A 25,693-nucleotide genomic window follows, 5' to 3' on the forward strand; every position below is an offset into this window, starting at 1 on the left:
GGTTTTTCTTTTTTAAAGGAGTATATATGGAAAGAGAATATACAAATGTGATGGAAGAGATTGTTGTGACTTGGGTGCAGATTTTAATGGCTGGAATGGAATATCAAACGTTTTGTTCGTGCAACAAATGTAAGAATGACATTATCACATTATCTTTGAATGCCCTGCCTAATTATTATGTAACAACGGAAGAAGGGCGGAAGCGGATATTTGAAAACTTGAATACGGATGAAAACCGAAAATGGATTAACAAAAGACTTATTAGTGCCATACATGTGGTAGGTAAATTCCCCAAACATAATCAGAATGGAACAAGGGAAAACTGTTAAAGGCAAACAAGGTGAAGTCGAAGTCACAATAGATGAAAGCATCGACTCAGTAAAACCAGAGGACTTTGATGCTTTGTTCATTCCTGGAGGTTTTTCCCCAGACCAGCTACGTGCAGATGCACGCTTCGTAACGTTTGCAAAATCGTTCATGGATGAAAAAAAACTGTATTTGCATTCTGTCATGGACCACAGTTGCTGATTTCTGCCAAAACACTTGAAGGACGTCATGCAACAGGGTATAAATCTATTAAGGTAGATTGAGTATGCAGGTGCTACATATATGGACAAAGAGGTCGTTGTTTGCGGCGATCAGCTTGTCACCAGCAGAATACCAGAAGATATCCAAGCCTTTAATCGAGAGTCACTTAGATTTTTTCTTTAATAAGGTTTAAAGGATTCATATACTTCCATCTTTGCAGTAAAATAAAAGGAGAGACGAAAAAAAAGGAAGTGTAACGATTGATCGTATTAAAATCTGCACGTGAGATTCAAGCGATGCATGACTCAGGTAAAATTTTGGCAGCTTGTCATAGGGAAATCGCAAAATTAATTGTACCCGGTGTGACAACATGGGAAATTGAAGAATTTGTTGAAGGGTTTTTAAAGAAGCATGGGGCGAAGCCGGAACAAAAGGGTTACAAAGGGTATGAATATGCGACATGCGCAAGCATCAACGAAGAAATCTGTCATGGTTTTCCTCGAAAGACACCTTTGAAAAATGGCGATATCGTAACAATTGATATGGTCGTTAATTATAACGGCGCGCTTTCAGACTCTGCCTGGACGTACCCGGTCGGTAAGGTTTCAAAGGAAACGGAACACTTACTGCATGTGACAAAGGAATCTTTATATAAGGCGATTGAAGTATCTGTAGAAGGCAATCGTATTGGCGACATTGGTCATGCTATTCAATCATATGTAGAAGCGGAAGGCTTCTCTGTCGTCCGTGATTTTATCGGCCACGGGATTGGAAATGTTATTCATGAAGAGCCTCAAGTTCCGCATTATGGATTGCCAAATAAAGGGCCGCGCCTAAAAGAGGGCATGGTATTCACAATTGAACCGATGGTGAACGTAGGTACATATAAAGCCAGCAGGGATGCGAATGGTTGGACCGCCTCTACTGCAGATGGGAAATACTCGGCTCAATATGAGCATACGATTGCCATCACAAAGAACGGTCCAATTATTTTAACGGAACAATAATGATTTGGTTATCTTATCTCCTAAAAACGAAAAAAACAGCATCGAAAATTGATGCTGTTTTTTTCATCTCATTTAATTGGCCGTTCCAATGAATATAAATCTTCTTCGATGTTCCCAATTCGGTCCTCAATCACTGTTTTAGCATCTTTAATGCCCTCGTTATATATAAAGGGAGCAATGTTGTCGAGAATATCTTGTAAGTGGTTTTCAGCAGCAATTTCGCCAATTCTTTCACCATTTTCCTGGTAGACATACTCTTGAATGCGTTCAATCATCACGCGTCGCTTTTCTAAGGGAAATTGAATAAACATAAAAAACCTCCTTTATATCTGTTCTAAAAACCATGAAATGAAATGATCCGAATTTAGAGGGAAGACAGGTACTGAAGCATAGCTCATTGTTTGCTCCAGACAGTCAGGCCAAGCAATAACTGCTTTGATATTATTAAGCTGTTTTAGTAATAGAAGGTCATTTTCCTCTTTGATTAGAATTATCTTAGGAAAGTCTTCCTGTTTGTATCCTTCGATTAAAATCACGTCGGGATGAAAAAGACCCAGCAATTGAATCAGCTCTGCTATAGAGGTTCCTTTTCTAAAATTGCCAAGTAATTCAATCGTCCCGTCTCCTTCAACAAGTGATGCAGCTGCCCCAGCCTGAAAGTGTTTGGTGGAATCCTTTATACTTGTATGATCGGGTTTTCCGCCATGCCCATGATGCTTTAATACGGCTGTTTCCAAGTTTACTGCGCGAAGCTTCTCAATTATATTCGTAATGAAAGTCGTTTTTCCTCTATTTTGGTAGCCGACCACTTGAAATATAAAAGGTTTCACCAAGGCCATACGCATCCTTCTTGGTCATCAAGAAGAAGGACGTCCACGATATCGCCAGTTTTGAATCCACGAGTGCCTCCAGGTAATACGGTTAGTGAATTTGCTCCTGCAAGGCTTGTTGTTATATTGGATTTATCTACACCACTAGGGATAACCTTCAGCTGGCCAGATTCGAAAAATAAACGCGTTCGCAAAAGCCGTGAGAAGGGATTGGGCTTTAAGAAATCCTCAGCCAATTGCGCTTTTTCTTTTCGTAAATGAGGCAGCTCAGAAAACAGCATGGTTCGAATAATCGGTCTTGCAAATAACTCAAAGCCGACATAACTGGCAGATGGATTACCAGATAAGCCGAATAGAAATTTATTATTAAATACAGCAACTGTTGTAACACTGCCTGGGCGCATAGCTACTTTATTGAATAAAACATCGGCTCCTATTTTCCGGTAAATATCAGGGAGAAGGTCGAAATCACCGACGGAGACGCCCCCCGTTGTAATGAGAAGGTCAACTTCCTTCAAGGCTGAGGAAATTGCCTCATAGCTTAAGTCAAATTCATCCTTAAGTTTTCCATAAAAACGAACTTCTCCTCCTGCTCTCTGAATTTGGGCGGAGATGGCATGAGAGTTGCTGTTGCGAATTTTTCCCGGTTGCAATGGTTCACTGACATCTAGAAGTTCTGACCCTGTAGCAAATAAGCCGACGACAGGCTTTTTGGCAACTGGAACTTCAGCGTAACCGAATGTAGCAAGCAAGCCGATGATGCCTGGATTAATCATTGTGCCTTTTTTGACAAGAATATCACCTTTTTTTGCATCCTCCCCTTTGAAAGACACATTTTCGCCTGCGTTAAGTGAGCGTTTAAAGGATATGTATTTCTTCCCGTCCTTTTCAAATTCCTTGGTGAGCTCGAACATAATAACTGCATCACATTCGTCTGGCATTTGGGCTCCAGTCATGATTCTTGCTACCTGGTTTTGTTGCACAGGAAGAGTAGAAACCATCCCTGCAGCCAACTCTTCTATCACTTCGAATTCGAGCGGATTATTAAGGGAACCTTCAGCCGTATCTTCAGACCTGAGGGCAAAACCATCGTACGGTGAACGGTTGAAATGTGGAACATCATTTGTAGCTATAATATCTTGAGCTAAAAAACGATAATGACTTTTCTCAAGAGCAACTAATTCCACCTGTCCTTCTAATGTATGTTTCATCACTTTTTCTACTGCATCAGCGAGACTAATGGGCGTTCTTCTTTCTACCATACCTACAACTCCTGTCTGATTGTCCAATAATATTCACTATAACAAATTTAGCAGAATTCTTTAATAAATAAAAAACCCTCACCATTATGGGAGGATTTGGATGTTATTTATTGCGGAGTCTTCCAAGTTCTTCAGCGATTGCTTCCATTTCACGGACACTGAAGTTTGTTTTTTTCATCACCATTTTATAAATATCATGAAGTTCTTCATACATTTCGATATCGAAATGGGTGGATTTGATTGCTCCGAAGTTCATTACTTTTAGTTTATCCTTGATTGCTTCTACCATAAACTCGACACTTTCGGCTGTATTTTGTGTTAAATCCATTTCCCTCATCCTTTCACACGTTTCTAAATTATTTTCATCTTTGCATGATTACCCCTATAAGTCAATGAATATTCAGTAGGAAAACGACGCATTATCTCCGATTTACTTGATTGTCTCGCGTTTTAATGTGAGCATGTTTGGGAAAAGATAGGAAAAAACTTTTTTAAACACTGTATAATGGAGATAACCACCATTACCCATCAACTAATATATGACGAGGAGGAGAATATATGAGCAACATTCGTGAAGAATATAAGTGTGCAAAGAAAAGTAAATTTATGCAGGCGGTTTTAATAGGGGCTCTAGCTGGGGCTGCTGTTAGTCTTTTTGATAAAAACACGCGAAGTTCCGTATTAGCAAACAGCAAAAGTTGTATGAATAATATGAAAGAACTAGTGAAAAACCCCAATGGAATCCTAACTCAAGTACGTGAAACATCTTCAAAAGTTCGTGCCACAGTTGAAAAAATTTCCGATGATGTATCCTTCATTTCCCAAAGAGTAGAGGAGATGAAAGATATTCCATCGCAAGTTGCGCATGTTGTGATGGAGACAAAAGAGGTCTTCTCTGCGGAAGGACAGCAAGAATCGTCTTCAAACCATGATTTAGAAGAGCGTATTTCCTTAAATTAGATAATGAGGTGGAGGTATGGCCGATAAAAAAGAATGGTTGAAAGGGTCATTCTTCAAAACTTTCATAAAACGGTTACAAGTGGATGATGTGTCGGGACTTGCCGCCCAACTGTCCTATTTCTTTTTACTTTCCCTGTTTCCGTTACTTATTTTCCTATTTACTTTATTGGCCTACCTGCCATTTTCACAGGAAGATATTTTACGTATAGTCCGTTCATATGCACCAGATGGTTCTATGGCAATCATTGAGGGAAATCTAACAGAAGTTATGGAAGGGAATAGTACCTTATTGTCGTTTGGTGTCATTGGAACAATATGGTCAGCATCTAATGGAATGAATGCAATTATTAAAGCCTTTAATCACGCATATGGTGTAAAAGAAAGTCGAACTTACTTTATTTCCCGGGGAATGTCGATTATTCTCACATTAGCGATGATTTTTGTTTTTATTGTCGCTTTGTTGCTTCCTGTATTCGGAAAGCAGATAGGTATATTTTTATTTGCCGAATTTGGGCTATCTGACGAGTTTTTGTCGATTTGGAATCATATGCGCTGGGTGATTAGCACAATTGTATTATTTATCGTGTTTACAATCCTCTATTTGATAGCGCCCAACAAAAAGTTGAAATGCCTGACAGTGATTCCGGGTGCTATTTTTGCCACGGCTGGCTGGAGTCTCGTTTCCTTTTTATTTTCTTTTTATGTAGCGTACTTCGCAAATTATTCTGCAACATATGGGAGCCTTGGTGGGATAATCGTGTTAATGATCTGGTTTTACTTATCAGGGCTAATCATAATTCTAGGCGGGGAAATTAATGCCCTCATAAGTAATAAAGAACAGCCAAAATGTGAATGAGCTTCCTAAAGTTCCCGTAATAGCTATAAGTCCTGTAGCAAATGCTAATCAAGAAATGACGACTTAGTAGTAGGGAGGAATTCTTTCATGGGTAAAAGCAACAAAAAGCAAAAAGGAAAAAAAGGTTCGAACCATAAAACGTCAGGTTCTGCTAATGGGAAAAACGGCTATCACTAAGTAGAATGAACACACAAAAAAAGGGGCCTCATAGGCTCCCTTTTTTGTTTAGTTTTTCAATAATCTTAAACTGTTCAGAATAACTAGAATGGTGCTTCCTTCATGGCCAATTACGCCATATGGAAGGTCGAGGAATTGAAGGAAGTTAGATGCAATCAGAACCATAATGACAGAAATCGAGAAAACGACGTTTTGTTTGATGATTCGGTTCATTTTCTTAGATAACCTTACTGCTTCGGCAATACGCGGTAGGTCATTCTTCATTAGGACAACATCCGCTGTTTCCAACGCAACATCTGTGCCCTCGCCCATTGCAATCCCGACAGAAGCAGTTGCAAGTGCAGGTGCATCATTAATTCCATCTCCAACCATTGCTACAGTACCGTAGTGTTCTTTCAACTTTTTCACTTCAGTAACCTTAGTTTCAGGTAAGCATTCAGCAATATATGCATCGATATGGCTCTCAGACGCAATCGCTTTAGCGGTCTTTTCACCATCGCCTGTTAGCATAACGGTATGAATGCCTTCATTTTTCAATGCTTCGATAGCAGTAATCGTTTCTTCACGCACCACGTCTTTCAATGTAAGAATGCCGGCAATACCTTGATTGTCTCTTGCATAAACTATCGTCTTGCCTTGTTCAGCTAGTGTTAGTGCAATACCGTTTTGAAATTGTTCGGCTTCACTTCTTCCGACGAAATCAGCTTTTCCTACTTGCCAAAGTACTCCGCTGAAATATGCTTGAACCCCATTACCTGAGATATCTTCCATATTATCCGGTTTAATGATGTCTTTTGCTAATTTAGTTTTAGCGTAGCGCACAATTGATGTTGCCAAAGGATGGTTCGAATAATTTTCAACAGATGCAATATGGAATAGGAAATCTTCTTCGTTTAAATCTTCACGGATAATGACATCCGTTACCTCTGGTTTTCCTTTTGTTAATGTTCCGGTTTTATCTAAGGCTATTGCCCTCAAGTTACCAAGATTCTCAAGGTGGATACCACCTTTAAATAGAATTCCATGACGAGCACCATTAGAGATGGCAGATAGCGTAGCTGGCATAATAGAAGCTACGAGAGCACAAGGTGAAGCAACAACAAGCAAAATCATTGCCCGGTAAAATGTTTCGGTCCAACTCCATCCTAATACAAAATGCGGTACGAACAACATCAAAGCGACAACGGTTAATACGATTTTTACATAGGTTCCTTCAAAACGTTCAATGAACAGCTGAGAAGGAGACTTTTCACTTTGTGCAGATTGAACGAGAGTAATTATTTTTTGAAATAATGTTTCGTTTGCTGGTTTTGTAATTTCTACGGTAATCGTTCCACGCAGATTCACTGTTCCCGCAAATACTTCATCATCCAATGACTTACTAACTGGAATAGATTCGCCAGTGATCGCCGCTTCATCAATATTGGTACGTCCGTCCGTGATTTTTCCATCAGAGGGTATTCTTTCACCTGGTTTTACCAAAATTAGGTCCCCGACTTGTAGCAGGGAGACGGATACGGTTTCTTCATATCCATTTGTGATTCGCAGCGCTTCTTCCGGCTGTAAATCCATAAGTGCTGAAATTTCTTTATGACTTTTATTCATTGTGTATGTTTCAAGCGCCCCGCTTAAAGCAAAAATAAAAATTAAAATAGCGCCCTCCGTCCAGTAACCGATAATCGCAGAACCGATGGCCGCGAAAATCATTAGCATCTCTACATTCAATTCCTTATCGGCAAACGTATCTTCAATTCCCTCTTTTGCTTTGGCATAACCRCCGATTAGGAAGGAAGCTAAATATATAACGATAGAAGGAGTTTCAAGTCCATTCTTAGAAAGCGCCCAGCCCAATAATATCAATACACCGCTAAACAATGCGGCAATAAGTTCTAGATGGGGTTTTACTTTTTCCAACCAAGAGGTTTCGCATGCAGTCGGTTGTGTTAATTGTTTAGTATCAGTGGTCATAAGATTCCCTCCCATATTCTTTTCTATTTTTGTGTAAATGATATAGATTATCATTTGTATAATATCTAATTGAGAAAGATAATCAACGTCATTTCTCTGAATAAAATATGAAAGCTGTCACCAAAATTGCGATGACAGCAACGATTTAAAAGGTTTATTAACGTGGTGTTCTTTTTATTAATCTTATATTAACACATATCCTATTCAAAAATAAAGAAGAATGATTCTAATGTAGGAAAAAATATAAAGAACCATAATTTATATCATTTGACCACTATATGATAAATACAATACAAATTGAATAATAAATGGAGTAGTTCAGATAATAAACTATACTACAAGTTTGGAGCAGGCATTTTTTCCTTAAATAGCACCAGTGAAATAAAGACAAGAAGAAGCATTATACTAATTAAATAGAAAAAATTACCTCCTTGTAAGTATTCTATGACTAAACCACCGAAAAACGGACCACCAATGCTGCCGAGACTGTAGAAGATGCTGCATAACAGATTTCCTGCAGGTAATAGGTTGCGGGGCAAAAGGTCTGCCATATAACTGATTCCTAAAGAGAAAGTCGAACCCACCATCATCCCGCCAAGCAGGAAGCAAATGAACAGACCGATTACGGAATATGAAACAATCCCAGCTAGAGTAAATACGGTAAAGCCTGAAAAAAGAATGATCAGCAAGATTTTTCGTCGGCCAAATCGGTCACTGAGCATTCCAAGCGGAATCTGTGAAAGCAAAGTACCACCTGAAAATGCTGGAATGATAAGCGATACTGCGGTTAAATCAATTCCAGAGCGCAACGCGAATACTGGAAAGTTGCTATTCAATGAGGATTCAAGCACGCCAAAGGTGAATGGAAGTAAAAAGGCGACCCAAGCAATGCGACTCACTTTCGTAAACCGTTTGAGTGTACCGAAGAATGATGTGCTTTCTGACTCATCCTGTTCAGGAAGCTCGTTTTTAATCAGGAATACAGTCATCCACGTAAGTAGGCTTAGTATGGATGTAATGATGAATGGCAAAGACTGATTAATCTCCAGAAGCTTCGTCATTAGCGGACCAACCATGAAACCAAGACTGAAAAATAGTCCATAAATAGCGATATTCCTTCCGCGCTTTGCTGAAGGGGAAATAGCGGTAATCCATGTCTGGGTAGCAAAGTGAAGGGTATGATCACCGATTCCGATGAAAAAACGCAGAGCAAACCAAAACCAGAATGATTTCCAGACCGGAAATAAGGCAAGTGAAAGAATTACCGTTATTCCGCCAAATAATATTAATGGCTTATAGCCATATTTGCGGAGAGGTGCTTCCATAAAAGGAGAAATTAAAAGAATCCCAATATAAAGTGACGCAGCATGAAATCCATTTAAGGAAGAGCTAATTCCGTCATTTTCGAAAATGATTGCGATAATTGGCAGAAGCATTCCTTGAGAAAATCCAGATATGCCGACCATACAAATTAGAACACTAATAAGCAGCTTTTGATTCATAAGTTTTCGTCTCCTAAGATATGTATACCTTGTTGATGTTACATCCAGGGGAGAGGGTTAAGCAATAGAAATTTGGGTAAATGTTGACAAGAAGAGAATATCGTTAAAAATCCCCTTTTTCATTTCGGGAAAATTATGTATGATAATTTTTGTTACATATTAAATTGCATATAGGATTGTGAGGAGAAATATCGTGGATAAAATATTTTTGGGGCTCGTCCTCTTAGGTGTCCCTTTATCAGTTATAGGTTCTTTGATGCATTGGCCGAGTGTAATCATGTTTATTGTGTATTGTTTAACAATTATAGCGCTCGCAGGTTTTATGGGCCGGGCAACGGAAAGTCTAGCGATTGTGATGGGCCCAAGGATTGGTGGACTGTTGAACGCAACCTTTGGTAATGCAGTGGAACTGATTATTTCCATTTTTTCATTAAAGGCAGGGCTAGTGGGCGTCGTATTAGCCTCCTTAACTGGATCGGTATTAGGAAACTTATTGTTGGTGGCAGGACTTTCCTTTTTTATTGGGGGGACGAGGTACAAACGGCAGAAATTTAATGTGTTCGATGCAAGGCATAACGCTGGTCTGCTAATCTTCGCCGTTATTGTTGCTTTCGTGATACCGGAAGTGTTCACTCAAAACATGAGCGAATCAAGTACTATGTCGTTAAGTGTCGGAATTTCCATTATTTTAATCTTATTATACTTAGCGGCATTATTCTTTAAATTAGTTACTCATCGCGGGGTTTATCAGCATGCGGAAAAAAGAGAAGCCCATGAGGAACATGAAGAGGAAATACCGGAATGGAGCAAGAAAAAGGCCATTACTATCCTAGCTGTTGCTACATTGGCTGTTGCTTACGTATCGGAAAAACTTGTTCATACTTTCAGTGAAGTCGGGGAGACGTTCGGGTGGACAGAGTTATTTATCGGGGTCATTATCGTTGCCATCGTAGGTAACGCGGCTGAACATGCATCAGCCGTTATTATGGCATATAAAAATAAAATGGATGTCGCTGTTGAGATTGCAGTCGGTTCTACGCTGCAAGTAGCGATGTTCGTTGCTCCTGTCCTAGTGTTGATATCATTAATGTATCCAACACATATGCCGCTTGTTTTCACATTGCCTGAGTTGATTTCTATGGTTACGGCTGTCTTTCTGATGATTATGATTTCGAATGACGGGGAAACGAACTGGTTTGAAGGGCTTACCCTGTTGGCTGCTTACTTTATTATGGGGATTGGATTTTACTTATTATAAGAGTGTCAGGCCTTCCACATCGGGAGGTCTTTTCTTATGAGAAATGCGGATACAAATAAAAATGACTCTGCCCAGGTTATTTTAGCAGAGTCATTTCTATATTAATAAATTACCATTCATAAATTAATCCAAAATTTTTCATCATGCTTCTGTTAAAGTTGAGAAATAATTCTAGAGTGTTACACCATCCTTTTACATCAAATTTAAGTAAGTGGCGAATTCGTTTTTCTGTCATCCTTGAAAAGGGTGTCTTAGATCGATAAGCATACCTCCTGAACGTTTATTAGGTATGAACGATTTCGCCTCCTTTTTATAATGTAAGTTAAGTATAACCGATTTATATAAAAAAGTAAATATTCTGAACTTTACAAATTTATTACAAAATCAACATGTTATTGAAATGTATAGAATGTTGAGTAAAAACAAAATCTATAAACAAAATGATTGAACCTTTTAAAGGAGTGCTACAGCATGAGACGACTTATTCTTATTACAGTGTTTGCCCTAACTGCCTTTATTCAGGCGAATGTAAGTTTTGCAGCCCCTATATCAGCCGGAGATAAAACAACTCCGAACAAGGTGAATATCCCACCTTCCGTATTAAATATTGCGAAGGAGAATACGTATCCAAACTCGACTCAGGATCTTCCAATGCTGCAGCCGAGTGAGTTTGCTAAACAGTTGATTGATTCATCGGATATTAAGATTGAAAATCCAGAACTCATTCATATGTTGAATGAATCAGCAATTGCAAAGGCACCGCTTGCTTTTGGTTACAGGGCGACCATTTACCTTGGCCATTGGGCGTTGAATTACGAGTCTTCCGAGACGGCCCCAAATTGGGAATATCAAAAGATCAATATGAATTACTATGATAATCGCGGCGGTGATGTTCCATACAGAATCCGTTATGTCCAAGAAAACCAAAAGGGAGTGAGTGGTGGACTAACAGCGAAAATTCCTAAGGCCGAGGATGTTAAAAAGATGATGCTATTAAAAGCTACGGAAAAGACCCATTTGCCACTCGCTTTTGAAACGATTGTTGGAGCTGGTACGAAAAAAGATGAAGTATACAATGTTGCTTCAAATCGGATTGGTTATTTATCTAGCTATGCTTCTGCCGTCAATGAAAAAGGTAAGGTCACCTATGGAGAAGTATATTTGAACCTTAAAGGAAATAAACGCTCGATTACGATTAAAAATATTACCTCTCAAGGCATAGGCGCTTGGATACCAGTTCAGGACCATGTTTCCTTCAGCTTTACTGTTTCGCAACAACCACGGTAAGGAAGGTGAAGTAAAAAAACTCGCCTGATTGGCGAGTTTTTTTCTCATATATTAGACTTTCTTACGCTGAAGTCTTCTTTAGGGTAATATGCATTTTTGACAAGAACATTCGGACCGAGACATTTAACCGACGAACAGTGGCAGTTTAATTCATTGGCCAGCTTCGAATTCATCCATGTTTCATAGGATTCGGTTAACGGCTGATCAATGATATTTCCCAAAGTAGGTGCATCCCCAAAATCGGTAACAATGACTTCTCCGGTAAAAATATTGACATTCAAACGAGAGCGTCCATCAGGGTCATTCCGAACTGTCACTTTTTTAGCACTGTAAAGCCGCTGAAGCAGCTCTAAATCTTCTTTGCTGTTGTTACATGGATAGAATGGGAGCGTTCCGAAAAGCATCCATACATTTTCATCCCGAATATTAAGTAGATGATGAATCGCCTCGCGCATGTTCTCCAATGATAACGTTTCAAGTGCTGAGGCGAAATCACTTGGGTACATCGGATGTATTTCATGGCGCTGACATCCCATTTCATCGACAATCTGTCTGTGGATATGCTCAAGATGCGGCATGGTGCGTTTATTAAGCATCGTTTCTGCAGAAACTAGTACACCTGCTTTTGTCAGGGCACGGGAATTTTCAATCATTTTATCAAATAATTTTTTTCGTTGCTCGCGCGAAGGTTTGCGGTCCATCATGGCAAAACCGATATCGATGAATTCATCGATCGTTCCCCAGTTATGGGAAATATGAAGAACATCCAAATAGGGTATGATTTCCTCATACCGTTCCAAGTCAAGGGTCAAGTTAGAATTGATTTGGGTACGAACTCCACGGTTACGAGCATATTTTAATAAAGGTAAAACATAATTTTTCACTTGTTTTTTAGAAAGCATTGGTTCACCGCCAGTTATACTTAGCGAGCGAAGCAATGGTATCTCATCGAGGCGCTGAATTATTAATTCTAAAGGAAGAGCATCCGGGTCTTTTGGCTGAAGTGTGTAACCGACAGCACAATGTTCGCAACGCATATTGCAAAGGGTAGTGGTTGTGAATTCGACATTGGTAAGACTGAGCTTTCCGTATTGTTCAACGTCCATATATGCTTCCCAAGGATCATACTTGGGTGTGATTGGTGTTAAAAGATCTTGCTTGATTATAGACATGTTTAAAACTCCTTACGTAATAATGCACTAACCCATTATGAACAATGGGCACAAAAATTGTCAAATGGCGGAGAGCTTCATTTTAGCTTGCCATTGCACTTTCAAGAGGATTTCGTTACGATGGAAGAAGAACGGAAGGAGAGTGCCTCATGGGAAAAACCATTACAGGTAAAAACGAACAATTAACATACTTAAAAGAACGCCTCACGATGTTCATGGAGGTTCTTGACCATATTGAACCAGAAAATACAGAATTAGAAGATATTGATCGCTTAATCGGCATGCTTGATGATTTGGAAGTTAAAGTAGAACAATTTAAAACGCGCAAAGAAGGATAATATCTGTACGATAGTATGATTTTTTTATAATTAATATTCATAAAGGGATGACGCTATTTACTCGTCATCCCTTTTTATATGTAAGGAAGAAAAATGGTTATTTAAAATTAGGTAATTATCGGTAATTTTTTTGCTTTATGCTATTCTTAGCGCCATGATTATTTCTCTTCACACTGATTTTCATTAAGAAAACTAATTACTTGTTTTCGAAAGATTATGTTAGATGTATAATAAAACGGGTGTTGTATCATTTGCTCTTATATAGAGAAGCGGTGAATGATTAAATCTAGGGGAAATAAGAGGGGGAAGAGAAATTTGGATATTCAAAAATTCCAAGAAAGTATGTACAGTCTTATCGTTGAAACTTCAACGAATCTTCCAAAGGATGTTCGTCGTGCGGTCAAAAGTGCGAAACAACGTGAAAATGCAGGTACGCGTTCAGCGTTGAGCCTAACAACAATCACGAATAATATTACAATGGCTGACGACAATGTATCACCGATTTGTCAGGATACAGGTCTGCCGACATTTAAAATTAAAACTCCAGTTGGTGTGAACCAACTTGAAATAAAAGAAGCAATTCGAAATGCAATCATTTTAGCAACAAAAGGCGGAAAGCTTCGTCCAAACGCAGTTGACTCTTTGTCAGGTGAAAACAGCGGGGATAACCTTGGGGAAGGTCTTCCTGTCATGAAATTCGATCAATGGGAAAAAGATTACATTGATGTGCGTCTTATATTAAAAGGCGGCGGCTGTGAAAATAAAAATATTCAATACAGTCTTCCGATGGAGATTGAAGGATTAGGTAAAGCCGGCCGTGATTTAGACGGAATCCGTAAATGTGTTCTTCATTCCGTATACCAAGCGCAAGGACAAGGCTGTAGCGCAGGGTTCATCGGCGTTGGTATCGGGGGAGACCGTTCATCCGGATATGATTTGGCTAAGGCTCAACTTTTCCGCAGCAACGAAGATGTGAATCCGAATGAGGATCTTCGTAAACTAGAAGAGTATATTATGGAGACGGCTAATGAATTGGGAATCGGCACGATGGGCTTTGGCGGAGAAACAACACTGCTTGGCTGTAAAATTGGTGTCATGCACCGTATTCCGGCAAGCTTTTTCGTATCGGTTGCTTACAACTGTTGGGCTTTCCGTCGCTTAGGTGTGAAAGTGAGCCCAGAAACAGGAGAAATCAATGAATGGCTATATCAAGATGGCGAGAAAATTGACTTTGCTCTAGAAGCAGAAAAAGCAGCGAAAGAAGAAGTAGCCGCAGCAATAGAAGCGGAAGTTGAAGCACCGCGTGAAATCATCCTTCAGGCACCAATTACGGAAGAACAAATCCGTGAGCTGAAAGTTGGTGACGTAGTCCGGATTAACGGAAGAATGTATACTGGCCGTGACGCGATACACAAGCACTTGTCTGAAAACCCTGCACCAATTGACCTTGATGGACAGATTATCTATCATTGTGGGCCGGTTATGCTTAAGGACGAAGAAGGTAAATGGCACGTGAAAGCTGCAGGTCCGACAACTAGTATACGTGAAGAACCATACCAAGGCGATATCATGAAAAGATTTGGCATTCGCGCTGTTATTGGTAAAGGCGGAATGGGTCCAAAAACACTAGAAGCACTAAGCGAACACGGTGGTGTTTATTTAAACGCGATCGGCGGCGCAGCTCAATATTATGCAGACTGCATTAAATCAGTCGAAGGTGTGAACTTCACTGAATTTGGTATTCCTGAAGCAATGTGGCACTTGAACGTTGAAGGATTTACCGCAGTTGTTACCATGGATTCACATGGAAACAGCCTGCATAAAGACGTACAGCAATCTTCATTAGAAAAACTGTCACAATTCAAAGAACCTGTATTTAAATAAGATGTATGCAAAAGACGCTCACCAATTCGGTTGAGCGTCTTTTTACCTTACTCTTCTATTTTCGGCAATGGATCAATCCTTTTTGAATCCCCTAAATTCAATCCACTTTTCACAAAATAAACAAACAGTCCCGCACCTAATCCCAGACAACCAATAAAACCTAACGTAATCACCCATTCAAGCATTGTATACGCCCCCTTGCTAATGTATATGAAAAAAAAGGCTATTATTGCCTTAAAAAAGTACAATCTTTTTGCACCTTTGCTCATACATTAGAAGAGAAAGGGGGGAGTAAAATGCAAAATAGCATCTTATTGTTCTTTGTCGCAATGTTAACAGGTTTTGCTTTCATCCATCTTCCTGTGGCAGGCACGATTTTCTCCGGACTTGAACCAACTTTAGACGTAATTGGAATTGTAACCGTTATCGTTTTTGCCATCGTCGTCATTTGGAAGGCGGTACAGGCGTTATTTAAAGGGTAAATAGATAGGGGGCCTATCCTTTTAGGAGGATAGGCCTTTTTTTGTGTGGAATTTGTTCGTTGTGGATAAAATTCGTCCAACAGAAAGATAATTCGACCGTAACCGGCAAGAATTCGACCTACATGGAAATAATTCGACCGTCATCGGGTATAATTCGTCCTACGTGGCAATAATTCGACCGTAACCGGCAAGAATTCGTCCTACATGGCAAAAAATCGACCGTCATCGGGTATAATTCGTCCTACATGATGAAAATTCGACCGTAACCGGCAATAATTCGACCGTAACTGGCAATAATTCGACCTACATGGTAATAATTCGACCGTCATCGGGTATAATTCGTCCTACATGAGGAAAAATCGACCGTAACCGGCAAGAATTCGTCCTACATGGCGATAATTCGACCGTCACCACGAAAAATTCGACCTACGACAATATCATGCATATAAATCTTCATGTTCCAAACACTAAGAAAAAAAGAACATGGGGGATAATCCAATGAAAAAAATGGCGATTCTATCCGTTTTTATATGCTTGATCTGCTCTTTAGCAAGTCCGGCTTTTGYGGAGTCCTATAATTGGGGCTTCAATAAAGGGAAAAACGGAACTCCTGCCGATGCAGGAAAAAACTTCAATGAAATGCTGCCTAAATATGAAGCAATTTATAAAGGTGACACAACGAAAAAAAACATATATTTAACGTTTGATAATGGTTATGAAAATGGATATACGGCCCAGATCTTAGATGTGTTAAAAAAACATAAGGCCCCAGGAACATTTTTCGTCACTGGTCATTATTTAAAAACCGCACCGGAGCTTGTTGTCCGTATGGCGAATGAAGGTCATATCGTCGGAAACCATTCCTGGAATCACCCTGATATGACCAGTGTGACGGATGAAGTCATTCGCACAGAACTGCAACGGGTTAAAAAAGCAACTGAAAAATTAACGGGCCAACAGGGGATGAACTATTTAAGGCCGCCGCGTGGTGTATTCAATGAGAGAACAATGAAAGTCGCACAAAAAGAAGGATATTACCACATTTTCTGGTCGCTTGCTTATAAAGACTGGGTCGTTGACCAACAAAAGGGTGCAGCTTACGCTCATGATGAAGTGCTTAAACAGATTCATCCAGGGGCGATTTTATTACTGCATACTGTTTCAAAAGATAATGCAGAGGCGCTTGACTCGATTTTGACTGATCTTGAAAAACAAGGATACACATTCAGCAGTCTGGATGAATTAATGATTGAAAAACACCTGCCAAATCGAATGCTTTATTAAAATAAAAAGCGGAACCTGAAGTGAAAATACAGGTCCCGCTTTTTTCCATTCTCCTCATTTTTAAGTAATATTTCAGGAAACATGCTATAATACGTGGAAAACTGCTAAAGGATGGATCGCTTGTGTGGACGGAAAAATTACAGGTCCAGGGACCATATAATTTCGACCTTGTTCTCGAACGATTATCGTTAGACCCACTTCAAGTAGTTGATTTTACTAACAGAACGGTAAAAGTTCCGCTTTATATAGAAAAAGAACCAGTCGTTTTGCATGTTCAGGCAATAGGAAACATCGAAGAACCGACCTTTATCATTAAAGGTCAATCAGAGGAATACAAGTCTAAAGCAATCGAACGGTTAAAAAAGGTGTTTCATTGGCATCAGCCATTAGAAGGCGTTTCCCAGCATTTCCGAAAATCTGATTTGAGGGGAATCTTTGAAGAGCACCGCGGTACAGCCATAGTCTTGGACTTCGATTATTACAGTTGCCTCGTCAAATGCATCATACATCAGCAATTAAACTTGTCTTTTGCGCATATACTCACGGAACGGTTCGTGAAAACATTTGGCTACCAGATAGATGGTGTGTGGTTTTATCCAACACCGGAAACGACCTCACAACTTCAGGTGGAACAGTTAAGAGCCATTCAATTCAGTGGCCGAAAAGCTGAATACGTCATCGGACTATCCCAGCAAATCACTCATGGCCATCTTAATCTTGATCTGTTGGCAGAGCTATCCGATCAAGAGGTTATGGATATACTAATAAAAATACGCGGAATCGGTAGATGGACGGCTGAAAACTTCCTGCTTTTTGGACTTGGAAGGCCGAACCTTTTTCCAAAAGCCGATATTGGCATTCAAAACGCCATAAAACATTTATACGGCTTACCGCAGAAGCCAACCCAAGAAGAAATGGAAACCTACAGTGCAAAATGGGCTCCATATCTAAGCTACGCTTCCCTCTATTTGTGGAGAAGCATCGAAAAACGGAGTGAAAAGAAATGACAAACATGCAAGATACAACACTAGAAGTAAATCAAACCCTTCCATTAACCATTAAACGGCTTGGCATAAACGGAGAGGGCGTCGGCTACTTTAAAAAGAAAGTCGTCTTCGTCCCAGGAGCATTACCAGGTGAAGAAATTGTAGCTTTAATAACAAAAGTGCAGCCAAACTTTTCTGAAGCAAAAATAAAAACCATCCGGAAAGAATCGCCACACCGCATTGCCGCACCATGCCCAATCTACGCAGAATGCGGTGGCTGTCAACTACAGCATTTAAGCTATAGTCAACAGCTTATTGAAAAACGCGATATCGTCATTCAAGCGATGGAACGTCATACGAAATTCCCGATTTCTTCATTAAATATACAAGAAACAATCGGCATGGAAGATCCTTGGAACTATCGCAACAAAAGTCAGTACCAGGTCGGTCAGAAAGATGGCAAATTGATTGCCGGTCTTTACGGTTTGAACTCCCATAACTTGATCGATATTCCCAACTGTCTTGTCCAACACAAAGCTACTAATAAAGTAACCCGTACGGTGAAGAAGATACTAAAGAACTTGAATATCTCGATCTATAATGAAAGAAAGAGAAAAGGTGTGATCCGAACAGTCATTACAAGAGTTGGCTTTGAAACAGGCGAAGTACAGGTGGTCTTAGTTACAGGAGCGGAAGAAATTCCACAAAAAGATCAATTACTTAAGCAAATTCGTGACCAACTGCCGGAAGTGAAATCGGTCGTTCAAAATATTAATAACCAAAACACATCACTTATTTTTGGCGAAAAGACGATCCATCTGGCTGGCGAAAAAGTCATCAACGAAACATTGGGTGATCTATCGTACGAACTATCGGCCCGCACTTTCTTCCAACTTAATCCAGTTCAAACAGTCCGCATGTATGACGAAGTGAAAAAAGCGGCAGCCCTAACCGGTACCGAAAAAGTCGTTGACGCGTATTGCGGCGTAGGAACCATCGGACTTTGGCTATCGGAAGATGCAAAAGAGGTTCGCGGAATGGACGTCATCAAAGAATCCATTGAAGACGCCAAGAAAAACGCCATAAAACACAAACGCACCAACATGCACTACGAAACAGGAAAAGCCGAAAACATCCTGCCACGCTGGACCAAAGAAGGATGGAAACCGGACGTATTAGTCGCCGACCCACCAAGAACTGGCCTGGACCAATCCTTACTGCAAACTATCCTAAAGGTCAAACCAAAAACCATTGTGTATGTATCATGTAACCCATCCACATTGGCAAAAGACCTACAAGAATTGAGCGCTTTATATAACGTAGAATCCATGCAGCCTGTGGACATGTTCCCGCAGACGAGTCATGTTGAAGTTGTGACAAAGTTGAAAAGGAAAGAATAAGCAGAAGGATCCGAGAATCTGTAAAAGGTTCTCGGATTTTCATCTGCGTTTATTTCAATCCATTTGTGAAATAATGAAGGTGCTGTAAAAAATAAGAAATATACAGGAGGTTTATGGATGCATAATCATGATATTTTAATTAGATTAAGATATGCTCTGGATATAAAAAATAAAGATATGGTAGAGATATTTAAACTTGGGGATATTGAAGTAACAAGAGAAGAAGTCATGCAGATGCTCACAAAACCAAAAGACGGTTTCTATGATGAATACGACGACGATGATATGGATGATGAAGGTATAAAATGTAACAATACGATGTTGGAATCCTTTTTAAATGGCTTGATCATTTTTAAAAGAGGGAAACAAGAACCAAAACCCGGCCAGCCAGAAAACCCGGCACCGACTGCAAAGAATAAGGAAAGCATGAATAATATTCTGCTAAAGAAATTGAAAATTGCGCTGACATTAACAAGCGAGGATATGATTGATATCCTGGATGAAGCAGGAGTCATGATAACTAAAGGAGAATTAAGCGCCATCTTAAGAAAAGTTGGTCATAGAAATTATAAAGAGTGCGGGGACAAATTCGCCAGGAATTTCTTAAAAGGGTTAGCTTATAAATATAGGGGATAAGGGAGCAGCCAAGTAGTTGAAATAAAACTACTATATGAATAAGATGCTCATACCAATGCTCAATTTTTTTGAAAGTTACTTAACCGTTAATAAGAAATAAAAGAATCCTAATTTCTCATTTATGACCCTGAGAAAATTAGGATTTTTTGCAAACTTCACCAAAATCCAATGTTCCGCCACATACGCTCTACACATGTTGAATTAGTAACAAAATTAGTTTTAAAATAAAATAGTAGACCACTAATTAAAGTTGTGCATAAAGTGTGGACAAAGGAAAGAAGGAAGAAGGAGAAATCCCAATCCCTCAAGCCTTTCTCCTATCCTTGTGCATAACTTTTTTTAGAGGGGAGAAAGAACGACCCTATATATTATTGAGAAAAATGAAGTACAGCAATGAGAGTGTTCCATTGTAAAAAGCCCATTCTATTGAAACTTTTTTTAGTATACGTTTCAATACCAGTTTCTAATTACCATCACCTAAACTAGATTAGGAAAATCATCCCTAATATTATTTAAAGAAAATAATATATATTCAAAAAATTCATACTATAATACTTTATACTTATGCTATATTATAGGGAGAATTATTTATTATCACGTATAATCTAAGAATTGGAGTGATTTGAATGAAGAAACTTGGTTTATTTAGTATGTTTTTGATTCTTACTATCATTATCTCAGCTTGTGGAAGCAATGATGAAAAAAATGCAGGTGAGAAAGAGAAAAGTCAAAAGGTATATAAAGTTGGTGTGGATACGACATATCCTCCCTTTGAATTTAAAGAGGGAAACGACTATAAAGGTATTGATATTGAATTAATCAATGCAATAGCAAAAGACCAGGATTTTAAAATCAAATTTTCTCCAATGGATTTCGGTGGTATTATTCCAGCGATGCAAGCCAATCAGCTTGATGTCGCTATTGCAGGAATGAGCATTACAGAGGAAAGAAAAAAGGTAGTAGATTTCTCAACGCCGTATTTTGATGCAGGATTAACAGTGGTTGTTAAAAAAGATAATACAAGTACTAAATCAGTCGATGACCTTAAAGGAAAGACCATAGCAGTGAAAAAAGGGACAACCGGTGCTAAATATGCACAGGATAATTCCAAGAAACTAGGAATTAAAGTTGTTCAATTTAATGATAGTCCAGCTATGTTCCAGGAAGTAGCAAACGGTAATGCCGAAGCACTTATAGAAGATTATCCTGTTATCTCCTATGCAATTGCTCAAAAAGACCTTGGGTTAAAAATCGTAGGTGATCGTTTGAATGGAGATCAGTATGGAATTGCTGTATTGAAAGGGCAAAACCAGGATTTATTGAAAAAAATAAATGACGGTCTTGCTAATCTTAAAAAAGATGGAACATACGATGAAATATTAAAAACTTATCTTGGTGAATAGATTTATGCTTATTAGGCGCGCTTAAAGCGCGCTTTCTTTTTCTAAGGGGTGAATAGAATGGATATAATTGTTGCGGCATTGCCTATTTTATTAAAAGGACTTCAGGTGACACTTTATATCTTTGTAATTGCCATTATCCTAGGTTTCTTGATTGGTTTAGTGGTGGCCTTGCTGCGACTTGCTCCTATCAAGATCTTGAACTGGATTGCAAAGGTTTATGTAGATGCGATACGAGGAACGCCGTTTATTGTGCAATTGTTTTTTATATATTTCGGTGTGAATTCACTGAATTTGATTTCTTTAAACAGTACTACAGCTGGAATAATTACCGTTGCCATCAATGCAGGGGCCTATTTTGCTGAGATAATAAGAGCGGGAATTCAATCCATCGATAAAGGGCAAACAGAAGCGGCAAGATCAATCGGATTCACTGGTACTCAAACAATGCGATATGTAGTACTGCCACAAGCCTTTAGAAGGATGCTTCCCACCATTACGAACCAATCGATCATTAGTCTAAAAGATACATCTCTATTATCCGTTATCGGTATAGCGGATTTAACACAGCAAGGGCAGATTCAGGCTTCGGCAACCTTTGAAGCGTTCAAGATTTGGCTTGTTGTTGGTGTGATTTACTTTATCATCATCTATTTGTTAACCCTTATTGCTAACTTCATAGAAAGGAGGGTACAAGTTCGATGAGCATCATTACTGTAAAAAACCTGAGAAAATCATTTGGAACTGTCGAGGTTTTAAAAGATATTAATGCAGAAATAAAAGAAAAGGAAGTAATTTGTGTAATAGGTCCTTCTGGATCTGGAAAGAGTACATTTCTGCGCTGCCTGAATCTTCTTGAGGAAGTTACGGGCGGTGAGGTGGTCATTAATGGGCATGATATTACTGACCCTAAAGCGAAAATCAATATCAACAAAGTTAGACAAGAGGTTGGAATGGTTTTTCAACATTTCAATCTATTCCCTCATAAAACCGTGTTGGAAAACATAACGTTGGGGCCTATTAAAATTCGTGCCACCGATAAAGCTGAAGCGGGAAGATTAGCGCTTGAGTTACTGGATAAGGTTGGGCTAAGGGAAAAAGCAAATAGCTATCCAGGAGAACTATCCGGAGGACAAAAACAACGGGTTGCCATCGCAAGGGCATTGGCCATGAATCCGAAGATTATGCTATTTGACGAGCCGACTTCTGCACTTGACCCTGAAATGGTCGGAGATGTTTTAGAGGTAATGAAACAACTTGCTAAAGAAGGTATGACAATGGTTGTTGTTACCCATGAAATGGGCTTTGCCCGGGAAGTTGGAGACCGTGTCATATTCATGGACGGAGGGTATATTGTAGAAGAAAATGAACCGAATGAATTATTCGGTAACCCTCAGCATGTTCGAACCAAAGCCTTCTTAAGTAAGGTGCTTTAGGCAGGTAGAGTGTGGGAATGAATGGCTAAAAGAGTGAATGCATATCACTTAAGAGGCTTATAAAACTCACCAACGTTGAAGTTAAAATAAATTAAAGTTGTGCATAACGTGTGGACAAAGGAAAGAGAGAAAAAGGAGAAATCCTAATCCCTCAAGCCTATCTCCTATCCTTGTGCATAACTTTTTTTGTTTTAGAGGTAAAGGTTAATCGTGTTCAATCAGGCTAAACATTCATACAAAAAAGTAACCTATGCATTCAACACCCGCACAGGTTACTTCTCTAGTTACTGGGCCCCGTAACTAATCAAGTTCGTCATGATTCGATATCCTCCTGGTACCTGGCTTTGAATTTGCCGGTAGAGGACAAGGTTGGTGTAGAGATAAGTTCCTTTACCGTAATTGGCCATTAGGATTCCACCATCAAATGGTTCTTCATTTGGATCAGCCATGGAAATGAAAGTTTCAAATCTTTCGTCCCATTTCATTGGGAAGTACAATCCTCTTTCTTGAACCCAATTGTTCCAATCGTCCGTTGTTATTTTGTTTGGATAGTTGAAAAGCGCTGATTCTGGTTTCAATACGTTTACTGTGGCTTTTTCATCGGTTACTCTCCAGCGAATGGATGGATTTCCGATTGTAAGTGGATATGGAGCAGTCGTCAGGGCATCCCATCCATCACCAGGTTTGTGGTATTGAACGACAAGGTGACCGCCGTTTTCTACGTATTGAAGTAAGCGCGCGTTATTTGTCTTTAGATCTTCTCGAGATAGATAAGCGCGTATACCTGTAACAATCGTGTCGTATTGGCTCAAATCACCTAATGCTAAATCATCAGCTGTTAGCTTTGTAATATTAAGACCTGTGTTGCTTAAGTAATCGGCTACTTTGTCAAATCCACTCTCAATGTAACCTACTTTTAGTGAAGCTGGCATTAAAAGCTCAAATGCAACGGTGTTGATTGCTGCTGGGTATTGGTAATAGAATGTTCCGATATGGTCATAGGAAATTTCTTGAATAGTAGAATCAAAGGTTTTTCCATTGACAGTAGCTTCTGCTTTTAGCTGATATTCACCATTTTGAATCGTCTTCGGTGGTATAAGGGTGAATTTTACTTGTTTTTCTTCTGATTTTTCATTAAATGATACGGTTGCTTTGGTAGGTGACACTTTCCAATTTTTAGGTATTTTTAAAGCGACGTTTGCTGATGTTTTTCCTTCTGTATAATTTTTTACAGTTACGGTTACTGGTATTTCTTCCTGTACATCTGCTGTGTTTACTACGATGTCTTCAGGTGAAAGGGTAAGACCCACATCAGGTAGGACAGCGATTGTTCCTTCCAATTCTTCTGTGATGGTAGTCTTGGTTTTACCGGATTCATATGAAATGTTGGTTGTAATTGCTGATTTGTCATAAGCATGGTAAAAGGAAGCATCTTTTGGAACGTTAACCTGGTAGGTGATGGTCTCTGATTTATTTGGTGCTAGATTGATTGCTTTAGATTTTGTTTTAGCTTTCCATCCTTTAGGCACGTTCAATTTGGCAGAGAATTTTTTCAATGTTTGTTTTCCGGTATTCTTCACTGTTACGGTTACGTTCGTATTTTGACCTTTTGTAAGGATCGCAGAGGCTGATTTTGCTTGAACATATAGTCCTGAAGAGACATAACTAACGTTTTGTAATTGCTCTTCTTTTAATGAGAGCTTATGAAGCAAGTCGTTCTTCAACTCAGAGTTTAGCTTTGCCTTTTTAATTTGCGAAGTAAGTGAACGTACATGAGAAAGAGCTGTTTGGGATGTTGTGAAAACACGTTGATCATTCGGATAGGCCGCAATAACTGTGTTCAAATCCCGTTGTACATTTTTAAAATAAGATTTTAACTTTGAAGCTGAAACTGGGAGTTTATCAGCCCATTCGGTAAAATTATAAGGTACTCCTGCAAAAAGGTCTGACTGGTCTTTCGTATCAACTGCACTTTGTTTCAAATCTAGATGAACCTGGCGAGGTGCTGCAGGGATATCAGAGCCCATTCCTTGGCTTTTATGCAGATAGCGGGATTGTTCTCCAAGCTGTGGATAAGTCATACCGTATATTGGGTCATAGGTACCGATTTCAATGGATGTGGTGGCTTTATCTGCGGAGGAAACAGGTAAATATAATTTTTTCACTTGCCATACCGATAGACCTTGTTTCAATTGTTGTGGAAAAACAGATGGATTAGCCGCATCCTTAAAAGCACGTTCACTTAAGATTGTCATTGTGCGATGATGTCCATGCTGGGTATCATCATTTTGGAAGGATGGCATCAATATATCAGGCTGATATGTTCGGATAAACCGGATAAGCCGTTCATATGTGAGTTCCTCGCCCCATTTTTCTAATGTTTCTTCTGGTGTTTTCGAGAAGCCAAAATCATAGATGGGATCAGAGGTTGTTTCACTGAGATGATAGGCTTTAACCCCGGTAATTTTTGCAGCTTCTATCATTTCTCTTGAACGGATAATTCCAAGAGCATTGTCCAGTTCATCCCCAATTTCATTTTGTCCGCCTTCCCCACGGTTCGCAATTAGGCTGGAGGTCTTCACACCTAACCCTCTCGATAAATAGGCGAGAAAGTCGCTGCGCTCATCATCTGGATGGGCACCGCTGTTTAAGAATGTAACGGTTGTCTCGAGTGGCTTGACCGCATTCCATAACTCAACATTAGGTTTTTCCTTTTTTGCTGCGCTACCTGCGAGCGGCAATAGTGAAAAAACTAACAAAAGTGAAAGCAAAGGTACCAAAATTTTTTTCATGCCTTCCTTTAACCCCTTTCAAATTTAATAAAAAACCTAAGCTTCTTTGAAGACTATGAAAAGTATGTTAGTAATATTACCTAACTAACTTGATGAAAAAGCTTATCTAATAAATAACATAATAGGTTATAATTGTAAATGAACCGAAATAACTATTAAAAACAGAGTATTTGAAATAATCAAAAAAAATATCTTGTGCACTTTCTTGATTTAAGTTATATTTTTACTTAATTAGTAAGATTTACTAA

Annotated in this window: 25 protein-coding genes and 1 pseudogene; 17 read left to right on the top strand and 9 right to left on the bottom strand. The window is 39.2% G+C overall.

The genetic code is table 11. The annotated features are described in order from the left end of the window. Positions 1-95: 95 nt before the first annotated feature. The 3 genes and pseudogenes from AC1DUW_RS01625 (at position 96) to map (ending at position 1,535) form a co-directional block, all read left to right on the top strand. Positions 96-329, top strand: a complete 234-nt coding sequence (locus AC1DUW_RS01625) for a late competence development ComFB family protein (protein ID WP_477641922.1) — start codon at positions 96-98, stop codon at positions 327-329. After that, positions 301-711, top strand: a pseudogene (locus AC1DUW_RS01630) (DJ-1/PfpI/YhbO family deglycase/protease); the annotation flags it as partial. The gene AC1DUW_RS01625 and the pseudogene AC1DUW_RS01630, both read left to right, overlap by 29 nt. A gap of 77 nt (positions 712-788) precedes the next feature. Further along, on the top strand, positions 789-1,535 hold the full coding sequence (gene map / locus AC1DUW_RS01635; RefSeq protein ID WP_477641884.1) for a type I methionyl aminopeptidase: 747 nt from the start codon (positions 789-791) through the stop codon (positions 1,533-1,535). Positions 1,536-1,603: 68 nt separating this feature from the next. Here map and AC1DUW_RS01640 read toward each other — a convergent pair whose 3' ends face one another. The 4 genes from AC1DUW_RS01640 to AC1DUW_RS01655 form a co-directional block, all read right to left on the bottom strand. Continuing rightward, positions 1,604-1,846 (bottom strand): DUF2164 family protein, encoded by a 243-nt coding sequence (locus AC1DUW_RS01640; RefSeq protein ID WP_477641885.1) that lies wholly within the window; start codon positions 1,844-1,846, stop codon positions 1,604-1,606. Positions 1,847-1,858: 12 nt separating this feature from the next. Then, entirely contained in the window at positions 1,859-2,374 is a 516-nt protein-coding gene (gene mobB, locus AC1DUW_RS01645) for a molybdopterin-guanine dinucleotide biosynthesis protein B (protein WP_161804892.1), read from the bottom strand. Continuing rightward, positions 2,362-3,627 carry a molybdopterin molybdotransferase MoeA gene (locus tag AC1DUW_RS01650; RefSeq protein ID WP_477641886.1) on the bottom strand — a complete coding sequence of 422 codons (1,266 nt, stop codon included), beginning with the start codon at positions 3,625-3,627 and terminating at the stop codon, positions 2,362-2,364. Before AC1DUW_RS01650 ends, mobB begins: the two co-directional genes overlap by 13 nt. Before the next feature lie 103 nt (positions 3,628-3,730). Further along, positions 3,731-3,955: a DUF1128 domain-containing protein gene (locus AC1DUW_RS01655; RefSeq protein WP_053344366.1), complete on the bottom strand. Its 225-nt coding sequence runs from the start codon at positions 3,953-3,955 to the stop codon at positions 3,731-3,733. Between the two features lie 230 nt (positions 3,956-4,185). On the opposite strand from AC1DUW_RS01655, the gene AC1DUW_RS01660 reads away from it, so the two are divergent. Both AC1DUW_RS01660 and AC1DUW_RS01665 read left to right on the top strand, forming a co-directional pair. Next, on the top strand, positions 4,186-4,587 hold the full coding sequence (locus tag AC1DUW_RS01660) for a YtxH domain-containing protein (RefSeq protein WP_053344367.1): 402 nt from the start codon (positions 4,186-4,188) through the stop codon (positions 4,585-4,587). 16 nt (positions 4,588-4,603) lie between these two features. Continuing rightward, entirely contained in the window at positions 4,604-5,443 is an 840-nt protein-coding gene (locus AC1DUW_RS01665; protein ID WP_056522487.1) for a YihY/virulence factor BrkB family protein, read from the top strand. A gap of 225 nt (positions 5,444-5,668) precedes the next feature. On the opposite strand, the gene AC1DUW_RS01670 is transcribed toward AC1DUW_RS01665, so the two are convergent. Together AC1DUW_RS01670 and AC1DUW_RS01675 are read right to left on the bottom strand one after the other, a co-directional pair. Beyond that, positions 5,669-7,588: a heavy metal translocating P-type ATPase gene (locus AC1DUW_RS01670; RefSeq protein WP_053344369.1), complete on the bottom strand. Its 1,920-nt coding sequence runs from the start codon at positions 7,586-7,588 to the stop codon at positions 5,669-5,671. Positions 7,589-7,923: 335 nt separating this feature from the next. Further along, on the bottom strand, positions 7,924-9,090 hold the full coding sequence (locus AC1DUW_RS01675) for an MFS transporter (RefSeq protein ID WP_377441643.1): 1,167 nt from the start codon (positions 9,088-9,090) through the stop codon (positions 7,924-7,926). A 190-nt stretch (positions 9,091-9,280) separates the two neighbouring features. Between AC1DUW_RS01675 and cax the strand changes: the two genes are divergently transcribed. Further along, positions 9,281-10,348 carry a calcium/proton exchanger gene (cax, locus tag AC1DUW_RS01680; RefSeq protein ID WP_053347939.1) on the top strand — a complete coding sequence of 356 codons (1,068 nt, stop codon included), beginning with the start codon at positions 9,281-9,283 and terminating at the stop codon, positions 10,346-10,348. A 471-nt stretch (positions 10,349-10,819) separates the two neighbouring features. After that, positions 10,820-11,635, top strand: a complete 816-nt coding sequence (locus AC1DUW_RS01685; RefSeq protein ID WP_477641887.1) for a YfkD family protein — start codon at positions 10,820-10,822, stop codon at positions 11,633-11,635. A 44-nt stretch (positions 11,636-11,679) separates the two neighbouring features. On the opposite strand, the gene yfkAB is transcribed toward AC1DUW_RS01685, so the two are convergent. Next, a complete protein-coding gene (gene yfkAB / locus AC1DUW_RS01690) occupies positions 11,680-12,801 on the bottom strand; it encodes a radical SAM/CxCxxxxC motif protein YfkAB (protein WP_477641923.1) in 1,122 nt (373 codons plus the stop codon). A gap of 155 nt (positions 12,802-12,956) precedes the next feature. On the opposite strand from yfkAB, the gene AC1DUW_RS01695 reads away from it, so the two are divergent. Continuing rightward, the gene (locus tag AC1DUW_RS01695) at positions 12,957-13,145 is read left to right on the top strand and encodes an SE1561 family protein (RefSeq protein WP_053344373.1); all 189 of its coding nucleotides are present in this window, start codon (positions 12,957-12,959) and stop codon (positions 13,143-13,145) included. Positions 13,146-13,460: 315 nt separating this feature from the next. Beyond that, on the top strand, positions 13,461-15,029 hold the full coding sequence (locus AC1DUW_RS01700; protein ID WP_053344374.1) for a fumarate hydratase: 1,569 nt from the start codon (positions 13,461-13,463) through the stop codon (positions 15,027-15,029). Between the two features lie 47 nt (positions 15,030-15,076). Here the strand turns inward: AC1DUW_RS01700 and AC1DUW_RS01705 are convergent, their stop codons facing one another. Further along, on the bottom strand, positions 15,077-15,214 hold the full coding sequence (locus tag AC1DUW_RS01705; RefSeq protein WP_162878737.1) for a hypothetical protein: 138 nt from the start codon (positions 15,212-15,214) through the stop codon (positions 15,077-15,079). Positions 15,215-15,325: 111 nt separating this feature from the next. On the opposite strand from AC1DUW_RS01705, the gene AC1DUW_RS01710 reads away from it, so the two are divergent. From AC1DUW_RS01710 to AC1DUW_RS01745, 8 genes are all read left to right on the top strand, one after another. Continuing rightward, on the top strand, positions 15,326-15,511 hold the full coding sequence (locus tag AC1DUW_RS01710) for a hypothetical protein (protein ID WP_053344375.1): 186 nt from the start codon (positions 15,326-15,328) through the stop codon (positions 15,509-15,511). A 498-nt stretch (positions 15,512-16,009) separates the two neighbouring features. Beyond that, positions 16,010-16,795 carry a delta-lactam-biosynthetic de-N-acetylase gene (gene pdaA / locus AC1DUW_RS01715; protein ID WP_477641888.1) on the top strand — a complete coding sequence of 262 codons (786 nt, stop codon included), beginning with the start codon at positions 16,010-16,012 and terminating at the stop codon, positions 16,793-16,795. 122 nt (positions 16,796-16,917) lie between these two features. After that, entirely contained in the window at positions 16,918-17,802 is an 885-nt protein-coding gene (locus AC1DUW_RS01720) for a DNA-3-methyladenine glycosylase family protein (RefSeq protein ID WP_477641889.1), read from the top strand. Further along, complete coding sequence (gene rlmD / locus AC1DUW_RS01725) at positions 17,799-19,181, top strand: 23S rRNA (uracil(1939)-C(5))-methyltransferase RlmD (RefSeq protein WP_053344378.1); 1,383 nt, start codon at positions 17,799-17,801, stop codon at positions 19,179-19,181. The genes AC1DUW_RS01720 and rlmD overlap by 4 nt, the downstream gene beginning before the upstream one ends. 117 nt (positions 19,182-19,298) lie before the next feature. After that, positions 19,299-19,817 carry a YehS family protein gene (locus AC1DUW_RS01730; RefSeq protein ID WP_053344379.1) on the top strand — a complete coding sequence of 173 codons (519 nt, stop codon included), beginning with the start codon at positions 19,299-19,301 and terminating at the stop codon, positions 19,815-19,817. A 626-nt stretch (positions 19,818-20,443) separates the two neighbouring features. Beyond that, positions 20,444-21,220, top strand: a complete 777-nt coding sequence (locus tag AC1DUW_RS01735) for a transporter substrate-binding domain-containing protein (RefSeq protein ID WP_053344380.1) — start codon at positions 20,444-20,446, stop codon at positions 21,218-21,220. Positions 21,221-21,277: 57 nt separating this feature from the next. Next, a complete protein-coding gene (locus AC1DUW_RS01740; protein ID WP_053344381.1) occupies positions 21,278-21,922 on the top strand; it encodes an amino acid ABC transporter permease in 645 nt (214 codons plus the stop codon). Next, positions 21,919-22,653 carry an amino acid ABC transporter ATP-binding protein gene (locus AC1DUW_RS01745; protein WP_053344382.1) on the top strand — a complete coding sequence of 245 codons (735 nt, stop codon included), beginning with the start codon at positions 21,919-21,921 and terminating at the stop codon, positions 22,651-22,653. The genes AC1DUW_RS01740 and AC1DUW_RS01745 overlap by 4 nt, the downstream gene beginning before the upstream one ends. 284 nt (positions 22,654-22,937) lie before the next feature. Here AC1DUW_RS01745 and AC1DUW_RS01750 read toward each other — a convergent pair whose 3' ends face one another. Continuing rightward, on the bottom strand, positions 22,938-25,445 hold the full coding sequence (locus AC1DUW_RS01750; RefSeq protein WP_053344383.1) for an NEW3 domain-containing protein: 2,508 nt from the start codon (positions 25,443-25,445) through the stop codon (positions 22,938-22,940). Between the last annotated feature and the right edge of the window lie 248 nt (positions 25,446-25,693).

It is taken from the genome of Peribacillus sp. P4_C12 (assembly GCF_056402095.1).

Coding starts and splice junctions, on each gene's coding strand:
- AC1DUW_RS01660 (WP_053344367.1), top strand. CDS start 4,186: ATGAGCAACATTCGTGAAGAATATAAGTGTGCAAAGAAAAGTAAATTT.
- AC1DUW_RS01730 (WP_053344379.1), top strand. CDS start 19,299: ATGCATAATCATGATATTTTAATTAGATTAAGATATGCTCTGGATATA.
- rlmD (WP_053344378.1), top strand. CDS start 17,799: ATGACAAACATGCAAGATACAACACTAGAAGTAAATCAAACCCTTCCA.
- AC1DUW_RS01745 (WP_053344382.1), top strand. CDS start 21,919: ATGAGCATCATTACTGTAAAAAACCTGAGAAAATCATTTGGAACTGTC.
- AC1DUW_RS01655 (WP_053344366.1), bottom strand. CDS start 3,955: ATGGATTTAACACAAAATACAGCCGAAAGTGTCGAGTTTATGGTAGAA.
- AC1DUW_RS01625 (WP_477641922.1), top strand. CDS start 96: ATGGAATATCAAACGTTTTGTTCGTGCAACAAATGTAAGAATGACATT.
- AC1DUW_RS01710 (WP_053344375.1), top strand. CDS start 15,326: ATGCAAAATAGCATCTTATTGTTCTTTGTCGCAATGTTAACAGGTTTT.
- AC1DUW_RS01695 (WP_053344373.1), top strand. CDS start 12,957: ATGGGAAAAACCATTACAGGTAAAAACGAACAATTAACATACTTAAAA.
- AC1DUW_RS01705 (WP_162878737.1), bottom strand. CDS start 15,214: ATGCTTGAATGGGTGATTACGTTAGGTTTTATTGGTTGTCTGGGATTA.
- AC1DUW_RS01750 (WP_053344383.1), bottom strand. CDS start 25,445: ATGAAAAAAATTTTGGTACCTTTGCTTTCACTTTTGTTAGTTTTTTCA.
- AC1DUW_RS01685 (WP_477641887.1), top strand. CDS start 10,820: ATGAGACGACTTATTCTTATTACAGTGTTTGCCCTAACTGCCTTTATT.
- AC1DUW_RS01740 (WP_053344381.1), top strand. CDS start 21,278: ATGGATATAATTGTTGCGGCATTGCCTATTTTATTAAAAGGACTTCAG.
- mobB (WP_161804892.1), bottom strand. CDS start 2,374: ATGGCCTTGGTGAAACCTTTTATATTTCAAGTGGTCGGCTACCAAAAT.
- AC1DUW_RS01650 (WP_477641886.1), bottom strand. CDS start 3,627: ATGGTAGAAAGAAGAACGCCCATTAGTCTCGCTGATGCAGTAGAAAAA.
- AC1DUW_RS01640 (WP_477641885.1), bottom strand. CDS start 1,846: ATGTTTATTCAATTTCCCTTAGAAAAGCGACGCGTGATGATTGAACGC.
- AC1DUW_RS01665 (WP_056522487.1), top strand. CDS start 4,604: ATGGCCGATAAAAAAGAATGGTTGAAAGGGTCATTCTTCAAAACTTTC.
- AC1DUW_RS01675 (WP_377441643.1), bottom strand. CDS start 9,090: ATGAATCAAAAGCTGCTTATTAGTGTTCTAATTTGTATGGTCGGCATA.
- AC1DUW_RS01735 (WP_053344380.1), top strand. CDS start 20,444: ATGAAGAAACTTGGTTTATTTAGTATGTTTTTGATTCTTACTATCATT.